The sequence below is a fragment of the Pseudomonas sp. Leaf48 genome, assembly GCF_001421885.1.
Taxonomy (GTDB): domain Bacteria; phylum Pseudomonadota; class Gammaproteobacteria; order Pseudomonadales; family Pseudomonadaceae; genus Aquipseudomonas.
Window position 1 is genome coordinate 184,563 of sequence record NZ_LMLH01000012.1, and the last position, 16,682, is coordinate 201,244.

General features: G+C 60.6%; 15 protein-coding genes. All 15 read left to right on the forward strand.

The window, feature by feature from the left end; genetic code table 11:
- The first annotated feature begins 10 nt into the window (after positions 1–10).
- Entirely contained in the window at positions 11–784 is a 774-nt protein-coding gene (gene rfbF, locus ASE98_RS10925; RefSeq protein ID WP_060541379.1) for a glucose-1-phosphate cytidylyltransferase, read from the forward strand.
- A complete protein-coding gene (gene rfbG / locus ASE98_RS10930) occupies positions 766–1,848 on the forward strand; it encodes a CDP-glucose 4,6-dehydratase (RefSeq protein WP_060541380.1) in 1,083 nt (360 codons plus the stop codon). The genes rfbF and rfbG overlap by 19 nt, the downstream gene beginning before the upstream one ends.
- Positions 1,845–2,405, forward strand: coding sequence for a dTDP-4-dehydrorhamnose 3,5-epimerase family protein (locus ASE98_RS10935; RefSeq protein ID WP_060541381.1), 561 nt, complete (start codon positions 1,845–1,847; stop codon positions 2,403–2,405). The genes rfbG and ASE98_RS10935 overlap by 4 nt, the downstream gene beginning before the upstream one ends.
- A complete protein-coding gene (locus ASE98_RS10940; RefSeq protein ID WP_060541382.1) occupies positions 2,402–3,628 on the forward strand; it encodes a class I SAM-dependent methyltransferase in 1,227 nt (408 codons plus the stop codon). The genes ASE98_RS10935 and ASE98_RS10940 overlap by 4 nt, the downstream gene beginning before the upstream one ends.
- Positions 3,625–4,482, forward strand: a complete 858-nt coding sequence (locus ASE98_RS10945) for an NAD-dependent epimerase/dehydratase family protein (RefSeq protein WP_060541383.1) — start codon at positions 3,625–3,627, stop codon at positions 4,480–4,482. Before ASE98_RS10940 ends, ASE98_RS10945 begins: the two co-directional genes overlap by 4 nt.
- Positions 4,472–5,542, forward strand: coding sequence for a class I SAM-dependent methyltransferase (locus tag ASE98_RS10950; protein WP_060541384.1), 1,071 nt, complete (start codon positions 4,472–4,474; stop codon positions 5,540–5,542). Before ASE98_RS10945 ends, ASE98_RS10950 begins: the two co-directional genes overlap by 11 nt.
- 16 nt (positions 5,543–5,558) lie before the next feature.
- The gene (locus tag ASE98_RS10955) at positions 5,559–6,296 is read left to right on the forward strand and encodes a cephalosporin hydroxylase family protein (protein ID WP_060541385.1); all 738 of its coding nucleotides are present in this window, start codon (positions 5,559–5,561) and stop codon (positions 6,294–6,296) included.
- 53 nt (positions 6,297–6,349) lie between these two features.
- On the forward strand, positions 6,350–9,295 hold the full coding sequence (locus tag ASE98_RS10960; protein ID WP_060541386.1) for a TIGR00180 family glycosyltransferase: 2,946 nt from the start codon (positions 6,350–6,352) through the stop codon (positions 9,293–9,295).
- Between the two features lie 86 nt (positions 9,296–9,381).
- Positions 9,382–10,551: a UDP-4-amino-4,6-dideoxy-N-acetyl-beta-L-altrosamine transaminase gene (gene pseC / locus ASE98_RS10965; RefSeq protein ID WP_060541591.1), complete on the forward strand. Its 1,170-nt coding sequence runs from the start codon at positions 9,382–9,384 to the stop codon at positions 10,549–10,551.
- A 37-nt stretch (positions 10,552–10,588) separates the two neighbouring features.
- Positions 10,589–11,284, forward strand: coding sequence for a pseudaminic acid cytidylyltransferase (gene pseF, locus ASE98_RS10970; protein ID WP_060541387.1), 696 nt, complete (start codon positions 10,589–10,591; stop codon positions 11,282–11,284).
- A complete protein-coding gene (gene pseG, locus ASE98_RS10975) occupies positions 11,281–12,780 on the forward strand; it encodes a UDP-2,4-diacetamido-2,4,6-trideoxy-beta-L-altropyranose hydrolase (RefSeq protein ID WP_060541388.1) in 1,500 nt (499 codons plus the stop codon). Before pseF ends, pseG begins: the two co-directional genes overlap by 4 nt.
- Positions 12,777–13,829: a pseudaminic acid synthase gene (gene pseI, locus ASE98_RS10980; RefSeq protein ID WP_060541389.1), complete on the forward strand. Its 1,053-nt coding sequence runs from the start codon at positions 12,777–12,779 to the stop codon at positions 13,827–13,829. Before pseG ends, pseI begins: the two co-directional genes overlap by 4 nt.
- Before the next feature lie 228 nt (positions 13,830–14,057).
- Positions 14,058–14,984 carry a ketoacyl-ACP synthase III gene (locus ASE98_RS10985; protein WP_060541390.1) on the forward strand — a complete coding sequence of 309 codons (927 nt, stop codon included), beginning with the start codon at positions 14,058–14,060 and terminating at the stop codon, positions 14,982–14,984.
- A gap of 78 nt (positions 14,985–15,062) precedes the next feature.
- Positions 15,063–16,355 (forward strand): motility associated factor glycosyltransferase family protein, encoded by a 1,293-nt coding sequence (locus tag ASE98_RS10990; RefSeq protein ID WP_060541391.1) that lies wholly within the window; start codon positions 15,063–15,065, stop codon positions 16,353–16,355.
- Positions 16,352–16,624 (forward strand): hypothetical protein, encoded by a 273-nt coding sequence (locus ASE98_RS10995; RefSeq protein WP_060541392.1) that lies wholly within the window; start codon positions 16,352–16,354, stop codon positions 16,622–16,624. The genes ASE98_RS10990 and ASE98_RS10995 overlap by 4 nt, the downstream gene beginning before the upstream one ends.
- The last annotated feature ends 58 nt before the right edge of the window (positions 16,625–16,682 follow it).

A 16,682-nucleotide genomic window follows, 5' to 3' on the forward strand; every position in this document is an offset into this window, starting at 1 on the left:
AGGGGAACAGATGAAGGCAGTTATTCTGGCGGGTGGTCTGGGCACGCGTATCAGCGAAGAGTCGCACCTCAAGCCCAAGCCAATGATCGAGATCGGTGGCAAGCCAATTCTCTGGCACATCATGAAGCAATATTCCGCTCACGGAATTCACGACTTCGTGATTTGCCTTGGCTACAAGGGTTACGCGATCAAGGACTTCTTCGCCAATTACTTCCTGCACACCTCTGACGTCACGTTCGACATGTCCAACAACCGCATGGACGTTCACCAGAACTACAGCGAGCCGTGGCGCGTGACCCTGATCGATACCGGCGAGGACACCATGACCGGTGGCCGCCTGCGTCGTGCCGCGCGTTATCTGGAGGGCGAGCAAGCGTTCTGCTTTACCTACGGCGACGGTGTCTCGGACCTGAACATTGGCGCCCTGGTGGACTTCCACCTGACCCACGGCAAGCTCGCGACCGTGACCGCCGTACAGCCACCGGGGCGTTACGGCGCGCTGGAGCGTGACGGTGACAGCGTCAAAGGCTTCGTCGAGAAGCCGCGCGGCGACGGTGGCTGGATCAATGGCGGCTTCTTCGTGCTGTCGCCCAAGGTGCTGCCGTACATCGCCGATGATCAGACTTCGTGGGAATCCGAACCTTTGGCCGCACTGGCCAACGAGCAACAGCTGCAAGCGTTCCAGCACGATGGTTTCTGGCACCCGATGGATACCCTGCGGGACAAAAACCACCTTGAGCACCTGTGGCAGAGCGGGGAGGCCCCATGGAAGCAATGGGACTGAGCCCGGAGTTCTGGCGCGGCAAGCGGGTTCTGCTGACTGGCCATACCGGCTTCAAGGGCAGTTGGTTGACGCTGTGGCTGCAAAGCCTCGGAGCCGAGGTCAGCGGGTTCTCGCTCGATCCGTCGACCGAACCGAGCCTGTTCGAACTGGCGCGGGTGCACGAGGGCATCAACGATCAGCGCGGCGACCTACGTGACCTGGGCGCGTTGCTGGAGCTGATCGCCGAGACCCGACCGCAAATCGTCCTGCACCTGGCGGCTCAACCGCTGGTGCGTGAAGGCTATCGCGACCCGCTGGGGACTTACTCCAGCAACGTCATGGGCACACTCAATCTGCTTGAGGCGATCCGTCAGGTCGGCGGCGTGCGCGCGTGCGTGCTGGTAACTACCGACAAGGTGTACGCCAACCAGGAATGGGCGTGGCCGTATCGCGAAACCGAAGCGCTGGGCGGGCACGACCCTTACAGCAGCAGCAAGGCTTGCTGTGAATTGTTGGCGCAGTCCTATGCCGCTTCTTTCTTCCCTGCGCACAAATACGCAGAACACGGTCTGGCCCTGGCCACCGCGCGCGCCGGCAACGTTCTGGGTGGCGGTGATTTTGCACCGGAGCGTTTGATCCCCGATGTGCTCAGGGCCTGGACCGCCGACGAACCGGTGACCTTGCGCTACCCGCACGCCGTACGCCCGTGGCAACACGCGCTGGAGCCGCTGGCGGGTTACCTGCAACTGGCCGCCAGCCTTTATGAAAAAGGCCCCGAATTTGCCGGTGCATGGAACTTCGGCCCGAGCGAAGCCGACATGTGCAGCGTTGGCGAGGTGGTCAAGTTGCTCTCCAGCCGCTGGCCGCAAGCGCGTGGCTTGCGCATCGAACCGAGTGAACTGCACGAGGCGGGCCTGTTGCGCCTGGACAGCAGCCGCGCCCGTCAGTTGCTGGGCTGGCAACCGCGCTGGTCGTTGCAGCAGTGCCTGACCCAGACCCTCGATTGGCACCTGGCCTGGCAAAACGGCGACGACATGCGCGCAATCTCCCTGGCTCAGTTGAACCTGTACCGAGGCGCGCTGTGAGTGAGTTTGTGTTGAAGCCATTGCCCTTGGGCGGACTGTTCAGCGTGCAGCACAAACGCTTCGAAGACGAGCGCGGACACTTTGCCCGGCTGTTTTGCGAGGGCAGCCTGAGCGCGTTCGGCGAGCCGTTTCATATTCGTCAGATCAATCATTCCTGCACGCGTGAACGCGGCACTGTGCGCGGTCTGCATTATCAGAACGCCAGTGCGCCGGAGGCCAAGTTGATCACCTGCCTGCGCGGTGAAGTCTGGGACGTGGCGGTGGATTTGCGCCCCGATTCCGCCACCTTCCTGCACTGGCACGCCGAGCACCTGCGTGCCGGTGACGGTCGCAGCCTGCTGATCCCGGCCGGTTTTGCCCATGGCTTCCAGACCCTGACCGCCGACGCCGAGTTGCTCTATTTGCACAGCGCCGATTACACGCCCGCCCACGAGGGTGGCTTGTCGGTGAACGATCCACGGCTGGCGATTACCTGGCCGTTACCTGTCAATAATCTGTCGGCCAGGGATGCCAACCATCCTTTGCTCGATGAACACTTCGCCGGAGTGACTCTATGAACTGCCGTGGTTGCGGTACTGCTCTGGCTTTGCCGCTGATCGACCTGGGCACTTCGCCGCCGTCCAATGCCTACGTGCGCGCCGATCAGCTGGAGCACGCCGAACAATGGGTGCCGCTGAAGGTTGCAGTGTGTCAGCAGTGCTGGCTGGTACAGACCGAGGATTACACCAGCGCCGACAGCCTGTTTGACGCCGAATACGCTTATTTCAGTTCGTTCTCCAGTACCTGGCTGGCCCATGCCGAACGCTATGTGGCCGAGATGGTCGAGCGCTTTGGCCTGAGCGCCGACAGCCGCGTGGTGGAAATCGCCGCCAACGACGGTTACCTGTTGCAGTACGTGGCCGGGCGCGGCATCCCCTGCCTGGGCGTCGAACCGACCCGCAGCACCGCGCAAGCGGCGCGGGAAAAAGGCCTGGAAATTCGTGAGCTGTTCTTTGGCCGCGAAACCGCTGCGCAGTTGATCGCCGAGGGCTGGTCTGCCGACCTGATGGCGGCCAACAACGTGCTGGCCCATGTGCCGGACATCAATGATTTCCTCGGCGGTTTCGCGACCCTGCTCAAACCGACCGGTGTAGCGACGTTCGAGTTTCCGCAGTTGCTGACACTGATGGCCGGGCAGCAGTTCGACACGCTGTATCACGAGCACTATTCCTACTTGTCGCTGACCGCCGTGCAGGCCTTGTGCGCGCGCAATGGCCTGGAAGTGTTCGACGTCAGTCAGTTGTCGACCCATGGCGGTTCGTTGCGGGTGTTCATCCAGCGCGCCGACGGCGTTCGCCGCGACGTGCAGCCGGCGGTTCAACAACAACTGCAGGCCGAGCTTGCCGCCGGGGTGAAAACTGCCGGGTACTACGCGACCCTCGCGCCTGCCGCCGAGCGCATCAAGCACGAACTGCTGCGCTTCCTGTTGCAGGCCAAGGCGGACGGCAAGCGTGTGGTCGGTTACGGCGCCGCTGCCAAAGGCAACACCTTGCTCAACTACGCCGGGGTCAAGCCGGACCTGTTGGCCTGGGTGGCCGATGCCAATCCGCACAAGCAGGGCAAGTATTTGCCGGGCAGTCGCATTCCGATTGTGGCGCCTGGGCAGATCGATATAGAGAAGCCGGATTACGTGTTGGTCCTGCCGTGGAACCTGCTGCACGAAGTCAGTCAACAACTGGCGCAGGTGCGTCAGTGGGACGGCCGCTTCGTGATCGCCGTACCCGAGTTGACTGTCCTGTGAAAGTGCTCGTGACCGGTGCCACCGGGTTCGTCGGCCGTCATCTGGTCGCCGCCTTGCTCGCCCGTGGCTGTGAAGTCCGGGCGGTAGCGCGCAACGCCGAGACCGCCGCGTGCTTGCCGTGGATCAATGCAGTGGAGTTCATCGCTGCGGATATTCACGCCCCGACGCTGAACCTTGACGCGCTGACCGATGGCGTCGACGCCCTGATGCATCTGGCGTGGCCAGGCTTGCCGAACTATCAGGCGCTGTTTCACTTCGAGCACAACCTGATGGCCGACTACCGGTTCATCAAAGGCGTGGTGGAGGCGGGCGTCTCACAGGTATTGGTTACTGGCACCTGTTTCGAATACGGCATGCAAAGTGGTCCGCTCAGTGAGCAGACCGAGCCGCAGCCAGGCAACCCTTACGGTTTGGCAAAAAATACGCTGCGTGTGTTTTTACAGAATCTGCAGCGGGTTCAGCCGTTCACCCTGCAGTGGGCGCGGTTGTTTTACCTGCACGGCGAGGGGCAAAACCCGAACAGTCTGCTGGCCGCACTGGACCGGGCCATCGATGCCGGGGATGACAGCTTCAACATGTCCGCTGGCGAACAGTTGCGTGATTACCTATCGATTGAAACGGCTGCCGGCTACCTCGCCGCGATCCTGCATCAGCGCGACTTCGATGGTGTCATCAATTGCTCCAGCGGCCAGCCGATTTCGGTGCGAGCCCTGGTCGAGCAGCGGCTGCGCGCGCGCGGTGCATCGATCCAATTGAACCTCGGTCACTACCCATATCCGATCCACGAACCGATGGCGTTCTGGGGTGTGGCGGACCGTCTGCAACAGCTACTGGGAGCATCGCATGAGGCATGAGTTGTATCGGGTCGCCGACCTGCCGGTGTTGCAGAACCGCACCTTTGCCGACCCCGCGTCGGCCAGGGCCTCTGCCCGCGCCGACATGGTGCTGGTGCAAGACCACAAGAGCGGGTTGATCTTCAACCAGGCCTTCGATGCCGACAAGCTCAGCTACGACGCCGATTATCAGAACGAGCAAGCGCACTCCGGCCAGTTCCAGAAACACTTGAGCGATGTCGAGGGCATCATTGCCCGTCACTTCAAGGGCCGGGAACTGATCGAAGTCGGCTGTGGCAAGGGCTACTTTCTCGAACTGTTGAAAGGCCTCGGCTACGCCATTACCGGCATCGACCCTGCTTACGAAGGCGATAATGCCGATGTGATCAAGGCGCCGTTCACGCGCGGCCTGGGGCTGGCGGCGGACGCCATCGTGCTGCGCCATGTGCTGGAGCACATTCAGGACCCGGTGAGCTTTCTCGCCGAAATGGCCGATGCCAACCAGGGCGGGCAGATCTACATCGAGGTGCCGTGCTTCGACTGGATCCTCGATCACAAAGCCTGGTTCGACCTGTTCTACGAACACGTCAATTACTTCCGCCTCGATGACCTGCGCCGGATGTTCGGCACGGTGCATGAGGCCGGTCACCTGTTCGGTGGCCAATACCTGTACATCGTTGCCGACCTTGCGACCTTGCGCCTGACCCCGGAGCAACCGGTGCCGCGCCTGGACCTGCCCGACGGTTTCACCAGCAGCCTGGAGCGCGCGGTGCAGATCATTCAGGCAGCACCAGAACAGGGTTCAGCGATCTGGGGCGCGTCATCCAAAGGCGTGATCTATTCGCTGTTCCTGCAACGGGCGGGCGTAACGGTAGATCGTGTGGTGGATATCAACCCGGCCAAACAGGGGCGGTACCTGCCCCTGAGCGGCGCGCGGGTTTGCTCGCCGCAAGAAGCCATGGATGCGCTGCCAGAAGGCGCCAATGTGTTTGTGATGAACTCCAATTACCTCGAAGAAATCAAGCGGATGACCGATGGACGCTACGTCTATCACGCCGTCGACAGCGCTTCGTTCCAGTGACTATTGAGATTCTAAAATGACCGACAACACCATCAATAAAGCCTTCGAAGCCGAATGCCAGGAACAGATCGCCCAGCAGGGTGACAACCAGAAACTTACCGGCCTGGCGCAGGATTTTTTCAACGAGTCGGCCCGACACAAGTACAGCTACCACTTCTCGTGGATGGGCCGTCCGATCATTCAGTTGCCGCAAGACATGATGGCAATGCAGGAGATCATCTGGCAGGTCAAACCGGACCTGGTGATCGAGTGCGGCATCGCCCACGGCGGTTCGATCATTTACTACGCGTCCCTGCTGGAGCTGCAAGGCCACGGTGAAGTGCTGGGCATCGACCTGGACATTCGTCCGCACAATCGCGAAGCCATCGAAAGCCACCCGATGAGCAAGCGCATCAAGATGATCGAAGGTTCGAGCATTGACGCGGGCATCGCGGCCCAAGTGCGTGCTGCCGCCGCAGGCAAGAAAGTCATTCTGGTCCTGGACTCCAACCACACCCACGACCACGTGCTCGAAGAGCTGCGTCTGTACGCGCCGCTGGTCTCGGTGGACAGCTACTGCGTGGTTATGGACACCGTGGTTGAAGACATGCCGGCCGATTTCTTCCCGGACCGTCCATGGGGCCCGGGCAACAACCCGAAGACCGCCGTATGGAAGTACCTGGAAGAAAACGCTGATTTTGAAGTCGACCGTCAGTTGCAGAACAAACTGCTGATTACCGTGGCGCCGGACGGCTATCTGCGTCGGGTTCGTTAAGCAACAGCATCATTGTTGAGTTCATCGGGCGATAGCCAGTGGCGGGGAAGAAAATGCAAGGCAAGTACGGTTCTGAAAGCGGATTACCACTGAACGAGTTGTTGACGGTGGTGCTGGTCACCCATAACCGTCCGGCCTTTGTGCGCCGGGCAATCAAGTTTTACAGCACCTTGCCTTGCAGGATTTTGCTGCTGGACTCTTCGACCCGGGTCACCGATGGCATCGGCGGCGTGTTCCCGTCGGTCGACTACCGGCATGTGCCGCAGTTTGGCTATCAGGGCCTGCGGGCCAAGCTCGACTACGGCGTGCAACAGGTCACCACGCCGTACATGATATTCGCCGCCGACGATGACTTCATCGTGCATGACGCGATCCAGGCTTCGGTTTCGTTTCTGGAGTCGAACCCCGATTACGGCATGTGCCACGGCTATTGCCTGATGTACCTGACCCTGGCGAGCAGCGTGTGCTACTACCGTCGGGACAAGAAGGTCTGCGAAGACTATTCGTCCGAGCGTGCGCAGGACCGGGTCATCGATTTCATGCAGCAGTACGTTCCGCCGTTTTATGCCGTCCACCGTGTCGAGCTGTTGCGCGACTGGTACGCAGTCATGCCGGAAAACACCAGTTTCGAATGGCAGGAAATCGGCCATGCGTACTACATGCTGGCAAGGTCAAAGGCGCGGCTGCTACCCATTCCTTATGTCGTGCGAGAGGCCAATTACATGGCCTCGGAGCACAATACCGAGGTCATGACCACCCTCAGCGCCAGCGATGCCAAATCGGTGTCGGAGCGTGAGGCTTTCGCCGAGTTGCTGTCGACACTGCCAAGTGTGCAAACCGGACTGGATCCGGCACAGGGCAGGCAGTTGGCTCTGGACAGTTTTGAGGCAATGGGTCAGTGCCTGCGCACTTCCAGATCGTTGACCATCGAACCCATTTTCGAATCGCGCTGGAGCAATGTGCAGAATGGGCCAGACCGTAAATTCGGCCTTTTACAATACGTCGAGATGCCTTACTACAATCAGGCATTCTTCGACCTGTTGACTCAAATCGAATTTTTGCTGCATGCCATGCCGGCCGGTCGTCTTCAGCTACAAGGGCTTGAAGGTATTTGGGCGGACCAGGAAAACATGATGCGGCCACGCAACAACGACACCGCCCAAAGCGTCGTCGATCGGCTGTGGCACGCATTTGACAGCGGCCCATTCAACCGTAGGGTGGTCACGCGTCTGGCGCAACAGCTGGAACTTCTGGGTACAGCCCAAGAGGCACAGGATATGTTCGCCTGGAGCGAGCGCCTGGACGCCGTATCGACCCAAGACCATACAGAAGCATTCGGTGCCATGCGTTCCGGTCGCCTGCTCAAGTGGCTGGCAGCGCGTACGCCGGACGCAGACGAAGTCGCCGCGACTTCGCGTCACCTGGCGGCCCACAACGGTGGTCCGCAATTCGGCATTCTGATACTGGACCTCGACAACGACGCGGCCAAGCTGCAGATCACCCTCGATAGCTTGCTGGAAGGTCACAACCACGCCTTCAAAATCGTGGTGTTCACCACGGGTGAGCCGCTGACGGCGACGACGGAGCAGAACACGCTGCACTTTGTTCGAGTGACCCAGGCCAACTTTGTCGACAAGCTCAATCAAGTCGCGCGTCTGTCTACCTGCGACTGGTTGCTGCTGACCGAGGCGGGTGACGAGTTCACCGCCGGTGGCCTGTTGCGCGCCGGTCTGGAATTGCACGCCGCACCTGACTGCCGAGCGGTGGCAATGGACGAAATTCATCGCGACGCCCATGGCGCGCTGGTTGACGTGTTTCGTCCGGGCTTCAACCTCGACCTGCTGCTCAGCCTTCCAGCGCTGATGGCGCGGCACTGGCTGATCCGCAAGGATGTCTGGTTGGACGCCGGCGGTTACCAGGCCGACTTCAGCAAGGCGCTGGAGTTCGACCTGCTGCTGCGTATCATCGAACAGGGCGGCATGGCCTGGCTGGCTCATCTGGACGAACCGCTGCTGATCGCCCCTGCAGCCGCACGCGAAGAAAATGCCCACGAGCGCCAGACGTTGATCCGTCACCTCGCCACCCGCGGCTACAAGGCGCAAGTCACCTCGGACACGCCGGGCACTTTCCGCATCGACTACCGGCACACTGAGCGCCCGCTGGTGTCGATCATTGTGCCGAGCCAGGACAACCTGGCGCAGGTTCAACGTTGCCTGACCGCGATTGTGCAACGTACCCGCTACACCCGTTACGAAGTGCTGATTGCCGATAACGCCAGCCAGTCCCCCGACATGCTGCAATGGCTGGACGGTCTGGGACAGCCAGGCGACAGGGCCCGTGTCCTGCGGGCACACGAGCCTCTCAGCGCGTCGGCCTTGTACAACGAAGCCTGTCGGCAGGCCCAGGGTGAATACCTGGTGCTGTTGGCGCCGGACAGTGAAGTGGTCAACCCGACCTGGCTCGAATCGCTGCTCAACCAGGCCCAGCGTCCGGAAGTGGGTGTGGTCGGTGCCAAGCTGCAGGACCGTGATGGCAACGTCACGCAGGCCGGGCTGATTCTGGGCATGAACGACGGTGTCGGTTGCGCCTTTGCCGGCGAACCGAAAGAGGCCAGGGGTTACCTTGATCGCCTGGTGCTTGAGCAAAATTACTCAGCTGTCTCGGCCCTGTGTCTGATGATCGGCAAAGCGTTGTTTGACGAGGTTGGCGGATTGGACGAGGGCGTGTTCGCGGACGCCTTCAGCGACGTCGACCTTTGCCTGAAAACCGGCCAGGCGGGCTATCTGGTGGTGTGGACGCCACAGGTTCAGGTCATCCATCCGGGCACCTTGCCCGAGGCACCGCAGGCCCTTGAAGCCTTGCGGGAAAAGTGGCCCGGGGCATTGAGCCACGATCTGGCGTACAACCAGAACCTGGCCATGACCGGCAAGGGCTTTACCCTCGGCACCGCGCGCAGTGTGAACTGGGCGCAGTTGCTCGCTCAACTGTCTGATCAATAAAAGGACGCTCACATGCTCAACGGCGAAATGATGTTCGAGGCCACGCGTGCCTGCCCGCTGGTTGGGCGTTGTGTCGAGTCATGGTCATGATGCCCTACCGGATTCCCTACGGCCGGCAGAACATCGACCAGGCAGACATCGATGCCGTGATGGAGGTGCTCAAGTCCCCCTGGTTGACCCAGGGGCCAACCATCGAACGCTTTGAACGGGCCTTGGCCCAACGTTGCGAGGCTGAGTATGCGGTAGCGGTGTGCAATGCCACGGCGGCGCTGCACATTGCCTGCCTGGTCGCCGGGCTGGGGCCGGGCGACGTGCTGTGGACGAGTCCGAATACTTTTGTCGCGTCGGCCAACTGTGGTCGCTATTGTGGCGCTGAAGTCGATTTTGTCGACATTGACCCGGGCACCTTGAACCTGGATGCGCGGTTACTCGCGCAGAAACTCGAGATCGCCCAAGCCTGCGGCAAGTTACCCAAAGTGGTGGTGGCGGTTGCGTTCGCCGGTCAGAGTTGTGACATGCGCGCGATCGCGCAGCTATCCGAGCGCTATGGTTTTACGCTGATCGAGGACGCCTCCCATGCAGTGGGTGCTTCGTACCTTGGGCGGCCGGTGGGTTGTGGCCAACACGCGGCAATGACGATTTTCAGTTTTCACCCGGTCAAGATCATCACCAGCGCCGAGGGTGGGATGGTGCTGACCAATCGCCCGGAGTTCGCCGAGCGCTTGCGACGCCTGCGCAGCCACGGGATCACTGGTGATCCGGCACAGATGAACGTGCCGGACACGGGATTGTGGTACTACCAGCAACTGGAACTGGGCTTCAATTACCGCATGACCGATCTGCATGCGGCACTGGGATTGTCGCAACTGGCGCGGCTGGACGGGTTTGTCGCCAGGCGTCGTCAATTGGCCGCCCGTTATGAAACGCTGTTGGCGGGCCTGGCGGTGACATTGCCGACGGTTCAGCAAGGCGCCGAGTCAGCCTGGCACCTGTACGTGGTCAGGTTGCAGTTGTCGCAGATCAAACTCGACCAGACTCAAGTGTTCGAAGCCTTGCGCGCAGCCGGGTTGGGTGTGAACCTGCATTACATTCCGGTGCATTTGCAGCCGTACTACCGTGAACAGGGTTTCAAGGACGGCGATTTTCCGCAGGCCGAGCGCTATTTTTCCGAAGCCATCAGCTTGCCGTTGTACCCGGACCTGACGGATGAAGAGCAGGATGAAGTGGTGGAGCATTTGAGACGGGTTTTGGGTTGAACATCATGATTTATCGTCTTGTATCGGGGCGGCGACGGTGAGCAGCGTCGCGATCATTCCTGCGCGTGGCGGCAGCAAGCGAATCGCGCGCAAGAACCTCAAGCTGTTCGACGGCGTGCCGATGATCGTCCGTTCGATTGCTACGGCGCTGCAATCGAATCTGTTCGACGAGGTAATCGTCAGCACCGACGATGAAGAAATTGCTGAGGTCGCACGGAGTCACGGGGCGCGGGTGCCGTTCATGCGTCCGGCGTCGTTGGCCGATGATTTCACCGGCACGGCGGCAGTGATCGTCCATGCCCTGGGTGAACTGCCTGCGTTCGACTATGCGTGTTGCATCTACGCGACCGCGCCGCTGTTGCAGGCGCGATATCTGCATCAGGGCTTCGAGTTGCTTGAACAGCATGGGGACAAGGCCTTCGCCTTTTCCGTAGGCAGTTTCGGATTCCCGGTGCAACGGGCCTTGACCCTCGACGAGCAGGGCGCCTTGACCCCGCTCTACCCGGAGTTTCGCCAGACCCGTTCCCAGGACTTGCCCGCAGCCTTCCAGGATGCCGGCCAGTTCTACTGGGGGCGCAGCGAGGCCTGGTTGCGTGGTGATGCGCTGTTCTCGTCGGCAAGCCTGCCAGTGATTCTGCCGCGGCATCTGGTGCAGGACATAGACACGCTTGAGGACTGGACGCGTGCCGAATACCTTTACGCCGCGCTCAAGGCCGGCGGGGAATTGCAATGAGGGTGCTGATTCGTTCCGACTCGTCGCCAGCCATTGGCAGCGGCCATATCGCTCGTTTGTTGCCGCTGGCCAGAACCCTGCGAAAGCAGGGATCGCACGTCGCATTTGCCTGCCGACGGTTGCCGGGGCATCGGCTCGATACCCTGGCGGGCGAAGGCTTCGAAACCTTCGCGCTGCCGGATCGTTATCCCGGTGAAGACCCGTTGCAGGCCATCGAGTCCATGCTGCCGTGGCAGGCGGATATCGACGCGCTGGCGCTGGTGCTGGAAGGTCATCCGGCGTTCGACTGGATCATCGTCGATCACTACGGCCTCGACCATCACTGGCAAACGGCGGCTCGCCGCTGGGCACCACGGATCGCAGCGGTGGATGACCTCGCAACCCGCCAGTACCGCGTCGATCTGCTGCTCAATCAGAACTTGTCTGGCACGCCCCAGGCTTATGCCTCGCTGCTGCCGCCGGACTGCCAGACGCTGTTCGGCCCACGATTTGCCATGCTGCGCGAAGAGTTTTGCTGCCCGGCCATCGAGATCAAACCCCGGGCCAGGCGAGTACTGGTGAACTTTGGCGGCTTTGATGCAGCCATGCAGACACAACACGCGATGCTGGCGCTGGCGGACTTCCATGAACTGGAGGTCGACTTCGTCGCCGGGGCCGACAACCCCGCCTGGAACCAGATGCAGGCGCTCGCGGCGGGGCATCCGAACTGGCGCTTGCACAGCTTTGTCAGCGACTTCTACCGCTTGATGACCGAGGCGGACCTGTTTGTCGGCGCCGGTGGCGGTACCAGCTGGGAACGGGCAGCGATGGGGTTGCCGACGATCTGCATCGCTGTGTCCAATAATCAGCAAGCCAACGGCGAGGTGATGGCGGCTGCAGGTGCGCACGTCTATCTTGGCGTTCGCGAGCAGGTCAGCGTCGAGCAGTTGCGTCTGGCTATCGGTTTTGTGGCGGACAATCAGGGCATACGCCAGAGCCTTGCCGATCGTTCACGGCAATTGGTCGATGGTCGGGGGGCGCAACGGGTGGCGGCAGCCCTGGCTGGAGCAGTTTTGCGCATCCGACCTGCAACCAAAGAGGATGCGCAGTTGTTGTTCGACGGGCGCAATGCCGAGGCAGTACGGCGCTGGTCGTTGCAAACCGGTGTAGTTGAATGGCAGTCCCATCAAAACTGGCTGGCCGCCAGTTTGAGTAATTCCCAGCGCTTGTTGTTGATCGCCGAAAGCGATGACGGCCCAGTGGGTGTGTTGCGTTATGACCTGCACGGTTTTGAAGCCGAAGTCTCGATTTATCTGTTCGAAGAACGCTTCCGCCTGGGCTGGGGCAGGGCGTTGCTGGCGCGGGGCGAAGACTTCGTGAGCGCCCACTGGCCGCAGCTGCTGGCTATCACTGCGCAGGTATTGCCGGCCAATCAGCCGTCACTGAAAGTCTTTCGTGAGGCAGGTTTCACTCAGGGTACCTGCCAGTTCACGCGCGTATTGAAGGATCACAAATGACTGGTTTCAAGATTGGCAACCGTTGCATCGGGGCCGATGCGCCGCCGTTCATCATCGCTGAAATGAGTGGCAACCATAACCAGTCGCTGGATGTGGCACTGCAGATTGTCGAAGCCGCGGCCAAGGCCGGTGCGCATGCCTTGAAGCTGCAAACCTACACGGCCGACACCATGACCCTGGACCTGTCCGAGGGCGAGTTCTTCATTAAGGATCCCAACAGTCTCTGGGCCGGTTCCTCGTTGTACGCGCTGTATGAGAAGGCTCATACGCCATGGGAATGGCATGCGCCAATCTTTGCCCGGGCCAGGGAACTGGGCATGCTGGCGTTCTCCACGCCATTCGATGACACGGCGGTGGACTTCCTCGAAAGCCTTGAGGTGCCGGCCTACAAGATCGCCAGTTTCGAGAACACCGACCTGCCGCTGATCCGGCGGGTCGCGGCCACCGGCAAGCCGCTGATTATCTCCACCGGCATGGCCAGCATCGCCGAACTCGACGAAACCGTGCGAGCCGCCCGTGAGGCCGGTTGCAGGGATCTGCTGTTGCTCAAGTGCACCAGTACCTATCCGGCAACGCCGGCCAACAGCAACGTGCGTACCATCCCGCATTTGCGCCAATTGTTCGGCTGCGAAGTCGGCCTGTCCGATCACTCGATGGGCGTCGGGGTGTCCGTGGCGGCGGTTGCGCTAGGCGCCTCGGTGATTGAAAAGCACTTCACCCTGGATCGAGCTGCCGGTGGCGTCGACGCCAGTTTCTCCCTGGAGCCGGCCGAACTGGCCAGCCTGGTGATTGAAACCGAGCGCGCCTGGCAGGCCATGGGCCAGGTGCATTACGGCGTGACCGAGGCCGAACGCAAGTCACTGGTGTACCGGCGTTCGCTGTATGTCACCCGGGACATGGCGGCCGGCGAGCTGTTTTGCGCCGACAATCTGCGGGCCATTCGCCCGGGCCTGGGGTTGGCTCCCCGGCACGCTGAAAGCCTTATGGGCCGGCGCGCCGGGCAGGACCTCAAACGCGGTACACCGCTGGATTGGTCATTGGTCGAATAACGTCTTGTCGGGCGGATTCGGCAAAATAGAGTGACCTGTGAGTCATTACGCGCATCTTCACTGTATTGTATTGATCGGGAAGGTGGCGCCTGGCTTCTGTCTGGCCCAGTGATAGCCTTTTATTCTTCCCGTGGTCGCCGCTTCGGGGCGACGTATTTCTCTGTTTGTCGGCGCCCCTCGAATCATCACGAGCGGTGGTATTGGGCTGTTTATTATTGGGAAGCCGTAATGATTGGCATAAAGAGCATTGCGAGCTACGTTCCTGTAGCCGGCTTGGACAATTACGCACAAGGTGCAAAATTCGACAAGGATGAAGAGTTCATCCTTGGCAAGATCGGTTCGGCCTTCCTGCCTCGTAAAGGCGAGGGCGAGGAAACTTCGGACCTGTGTGTCGAAGCGGCCAATGCGCTGTTCGCCAACAACCCTGATTTGAAACGTGAAGCCATCGACGTGCTGATCGTGGTCACCCAGAACGGTGACGAAGAAGGTCTGCCTCACACCGCTGCCATCGTTCAGGACAAGCTGGGCCTGCCAACCAACGTGGCGGCGTTCGATATTTCCCTGGGCTGCTCCGGCTACGTCTACGGCATCTACGCCATCAAGGGCTTCATGGAAGCCGCGGGCCTGAAGAATGGCTTGCTGATCACTGCCGATCCGTATTCGAAGATCGTCGACCCGGAAGATCGCAATACCACCATGCTGTTCGGCGATGCCGCCACCGCGACCTGGATGGGCGAAAACGCACCGTGGCAGCTGGGCAAAGCCAAGTTCGGCACCGACGGTTCCGGCGCGCCGCACCTGAAAGTCAGCGATGGCGTGTTTTTCATGAACGGTCGTCAGGTGTTCAACTTTGCCTTGCTCAAAGTCCCGGCGCATTTGCATGAACTGCTGGCCGAGGCGCAACTGACGGCTGACGATGTCGATGCCTTCTGCATTCACCAGGGCAGTGCGGCCATTGTCGATGCCGTGGCACGCCGCTTCGAAGGGGACCCTGCGAAATTCATCAAGGACATGGTCGAGACCGGCAATACGGTGTCGTCGAGCATTCCGTTGCTGCTGGAAAAGCACGTGCTCGATTCCAGCTGGAAGCGTGTTGCGCTGAGTGGTTTCGGTGTTGGCTTGTCGTGGGGTTCGGCGATTATTTATCGCCCCTGACACGAACTTTGTGGCATAAAAAATAGCGCTCCGGGTGTAACCTTGAGCGCTATTTTTTTCGTTGGTGCGCGAGGCGATATGAGCGACAGCTTTGACCACAATGCTCAGGTGATAGAGCGACGCTGGCCGGCACTGTTTGCGTGGTTGAGTACCGAACCCGGCATGCAAGAGCAGGCTGAGCTGGTGCAAGGCTTGGGCTCGACGCTGAGTATTGGCGGTATTCAGCTTACCAGTCGCCATGATCGCACCCGTGAAGCACGACTGCAGGCCGCCAGCTTGCCCCCGGGCAGTTCGGTGGTGCATGTCTACGGCACAGGGCTGGGTGATTTGCCGACAGTGCTGCTCGAAGGCGCAGACCTTCAGCGTTTGTACGTGCATATCCTCAACGGTGCGATTTTCATGCTGACGCTACAGTTACTCGATCAGCGGCATTGGCTCGACGACCCGCGCGTCGAATTGAGGTATGCCGGTGATTCGCCGGAAATTTGCCAGCCATTTTTTGCCTTGCCTTCCGAGATGCTGCTGGCCGATGACTTCAATGCCAAAATTCGCGACCGCCTGCTCAGTGAAGTGCACCTGACGTTCAATAATCGCGAGTTCGATCCGCAATCCCCGGAAATTGTCCAGCGGCTGCAAGAGAGTTTCGGGCTCGTCAGTCAGGATGCCGATGTTGCCGAGTTGTTCGCGACATGCCCGGGGCGGGAGGTCTACGTTATCGCCACCGGGCCTAGCCTTGAGCAGCATTTCGAGCAGCTCAGGGCTGTGCGCGAACAGGTGCCGCGACCGTTGTTCATCAGTGTCGATACCGCCTACAAACCTCTGCGCGAGCATGGCATCAAACCGGACGTGGTGGTCAGTATCGATCAGCGCATCGGTTTCAGGCATCTGCCGCCCGAGGACACTGGCGACATCCCGCTGGTCTATCTGCCCTTGAGCGATCCGCGGGTGTTGGCGGCCTGGCAGGGTGCCCGTTATGTCGGGTATTCCGCCAGTCCGGTCTATGCCGCTTTGCGCCAGCAGGTCAGCCGGGCTGAACTGTATGTCGGCGGCAGTGTGATTCATCCGGCAGTGGACTTGGCGGTGAAGATGGGCGCGCAGCGGATTACGCTGTTCGGCGCCGACTTTGCGTTCCCCATGAACAAAACCCACGCCGGCTGGAACGATGGCGACCTGGGGCCGGCACTGAGTCAGGCCAGGTACTGGGTGCTCGACGGCAATGGCGAGCGTGTCAGCACGCAGTTGAATTTTCGCAGTTACCTGTGCGAGCTGGAGCGCTACATTGCCGGGCACCCGCAGGTACAGTTTTTCAACAGTAGCCGGGCAGGCGCAATGATTGTCGGTACGACGTTCAATCAGGAGTTCGTGCAATGAGCGGGTTTGCGCAATGTGTCATTGATTGCCGCCAGTGCGCGCAGTTGTTTCGACTTGGGCGTGATGTCGAGGCGGCGCTGAACATGGTCGATATCTTCGAAAACTCGCAGGCGTTGTTCAGTCAAACGCCTCAAACGATCCAGCAGCAATGGGCGCAATTGCTCATGTCGATGTTCGCCGCTCAAGAAGCAATGGACTGGCTGGGGCTGGCGGATTCGATGGAGTATGAGTTGGTCGATTTGCTGGAAGCGGGGGACGCTCACCTCTGAGCGTTACTCCGTCTGCCGGCGTGATTCATTCGTAATTGTGTTGTGGGCGACTTTCTGG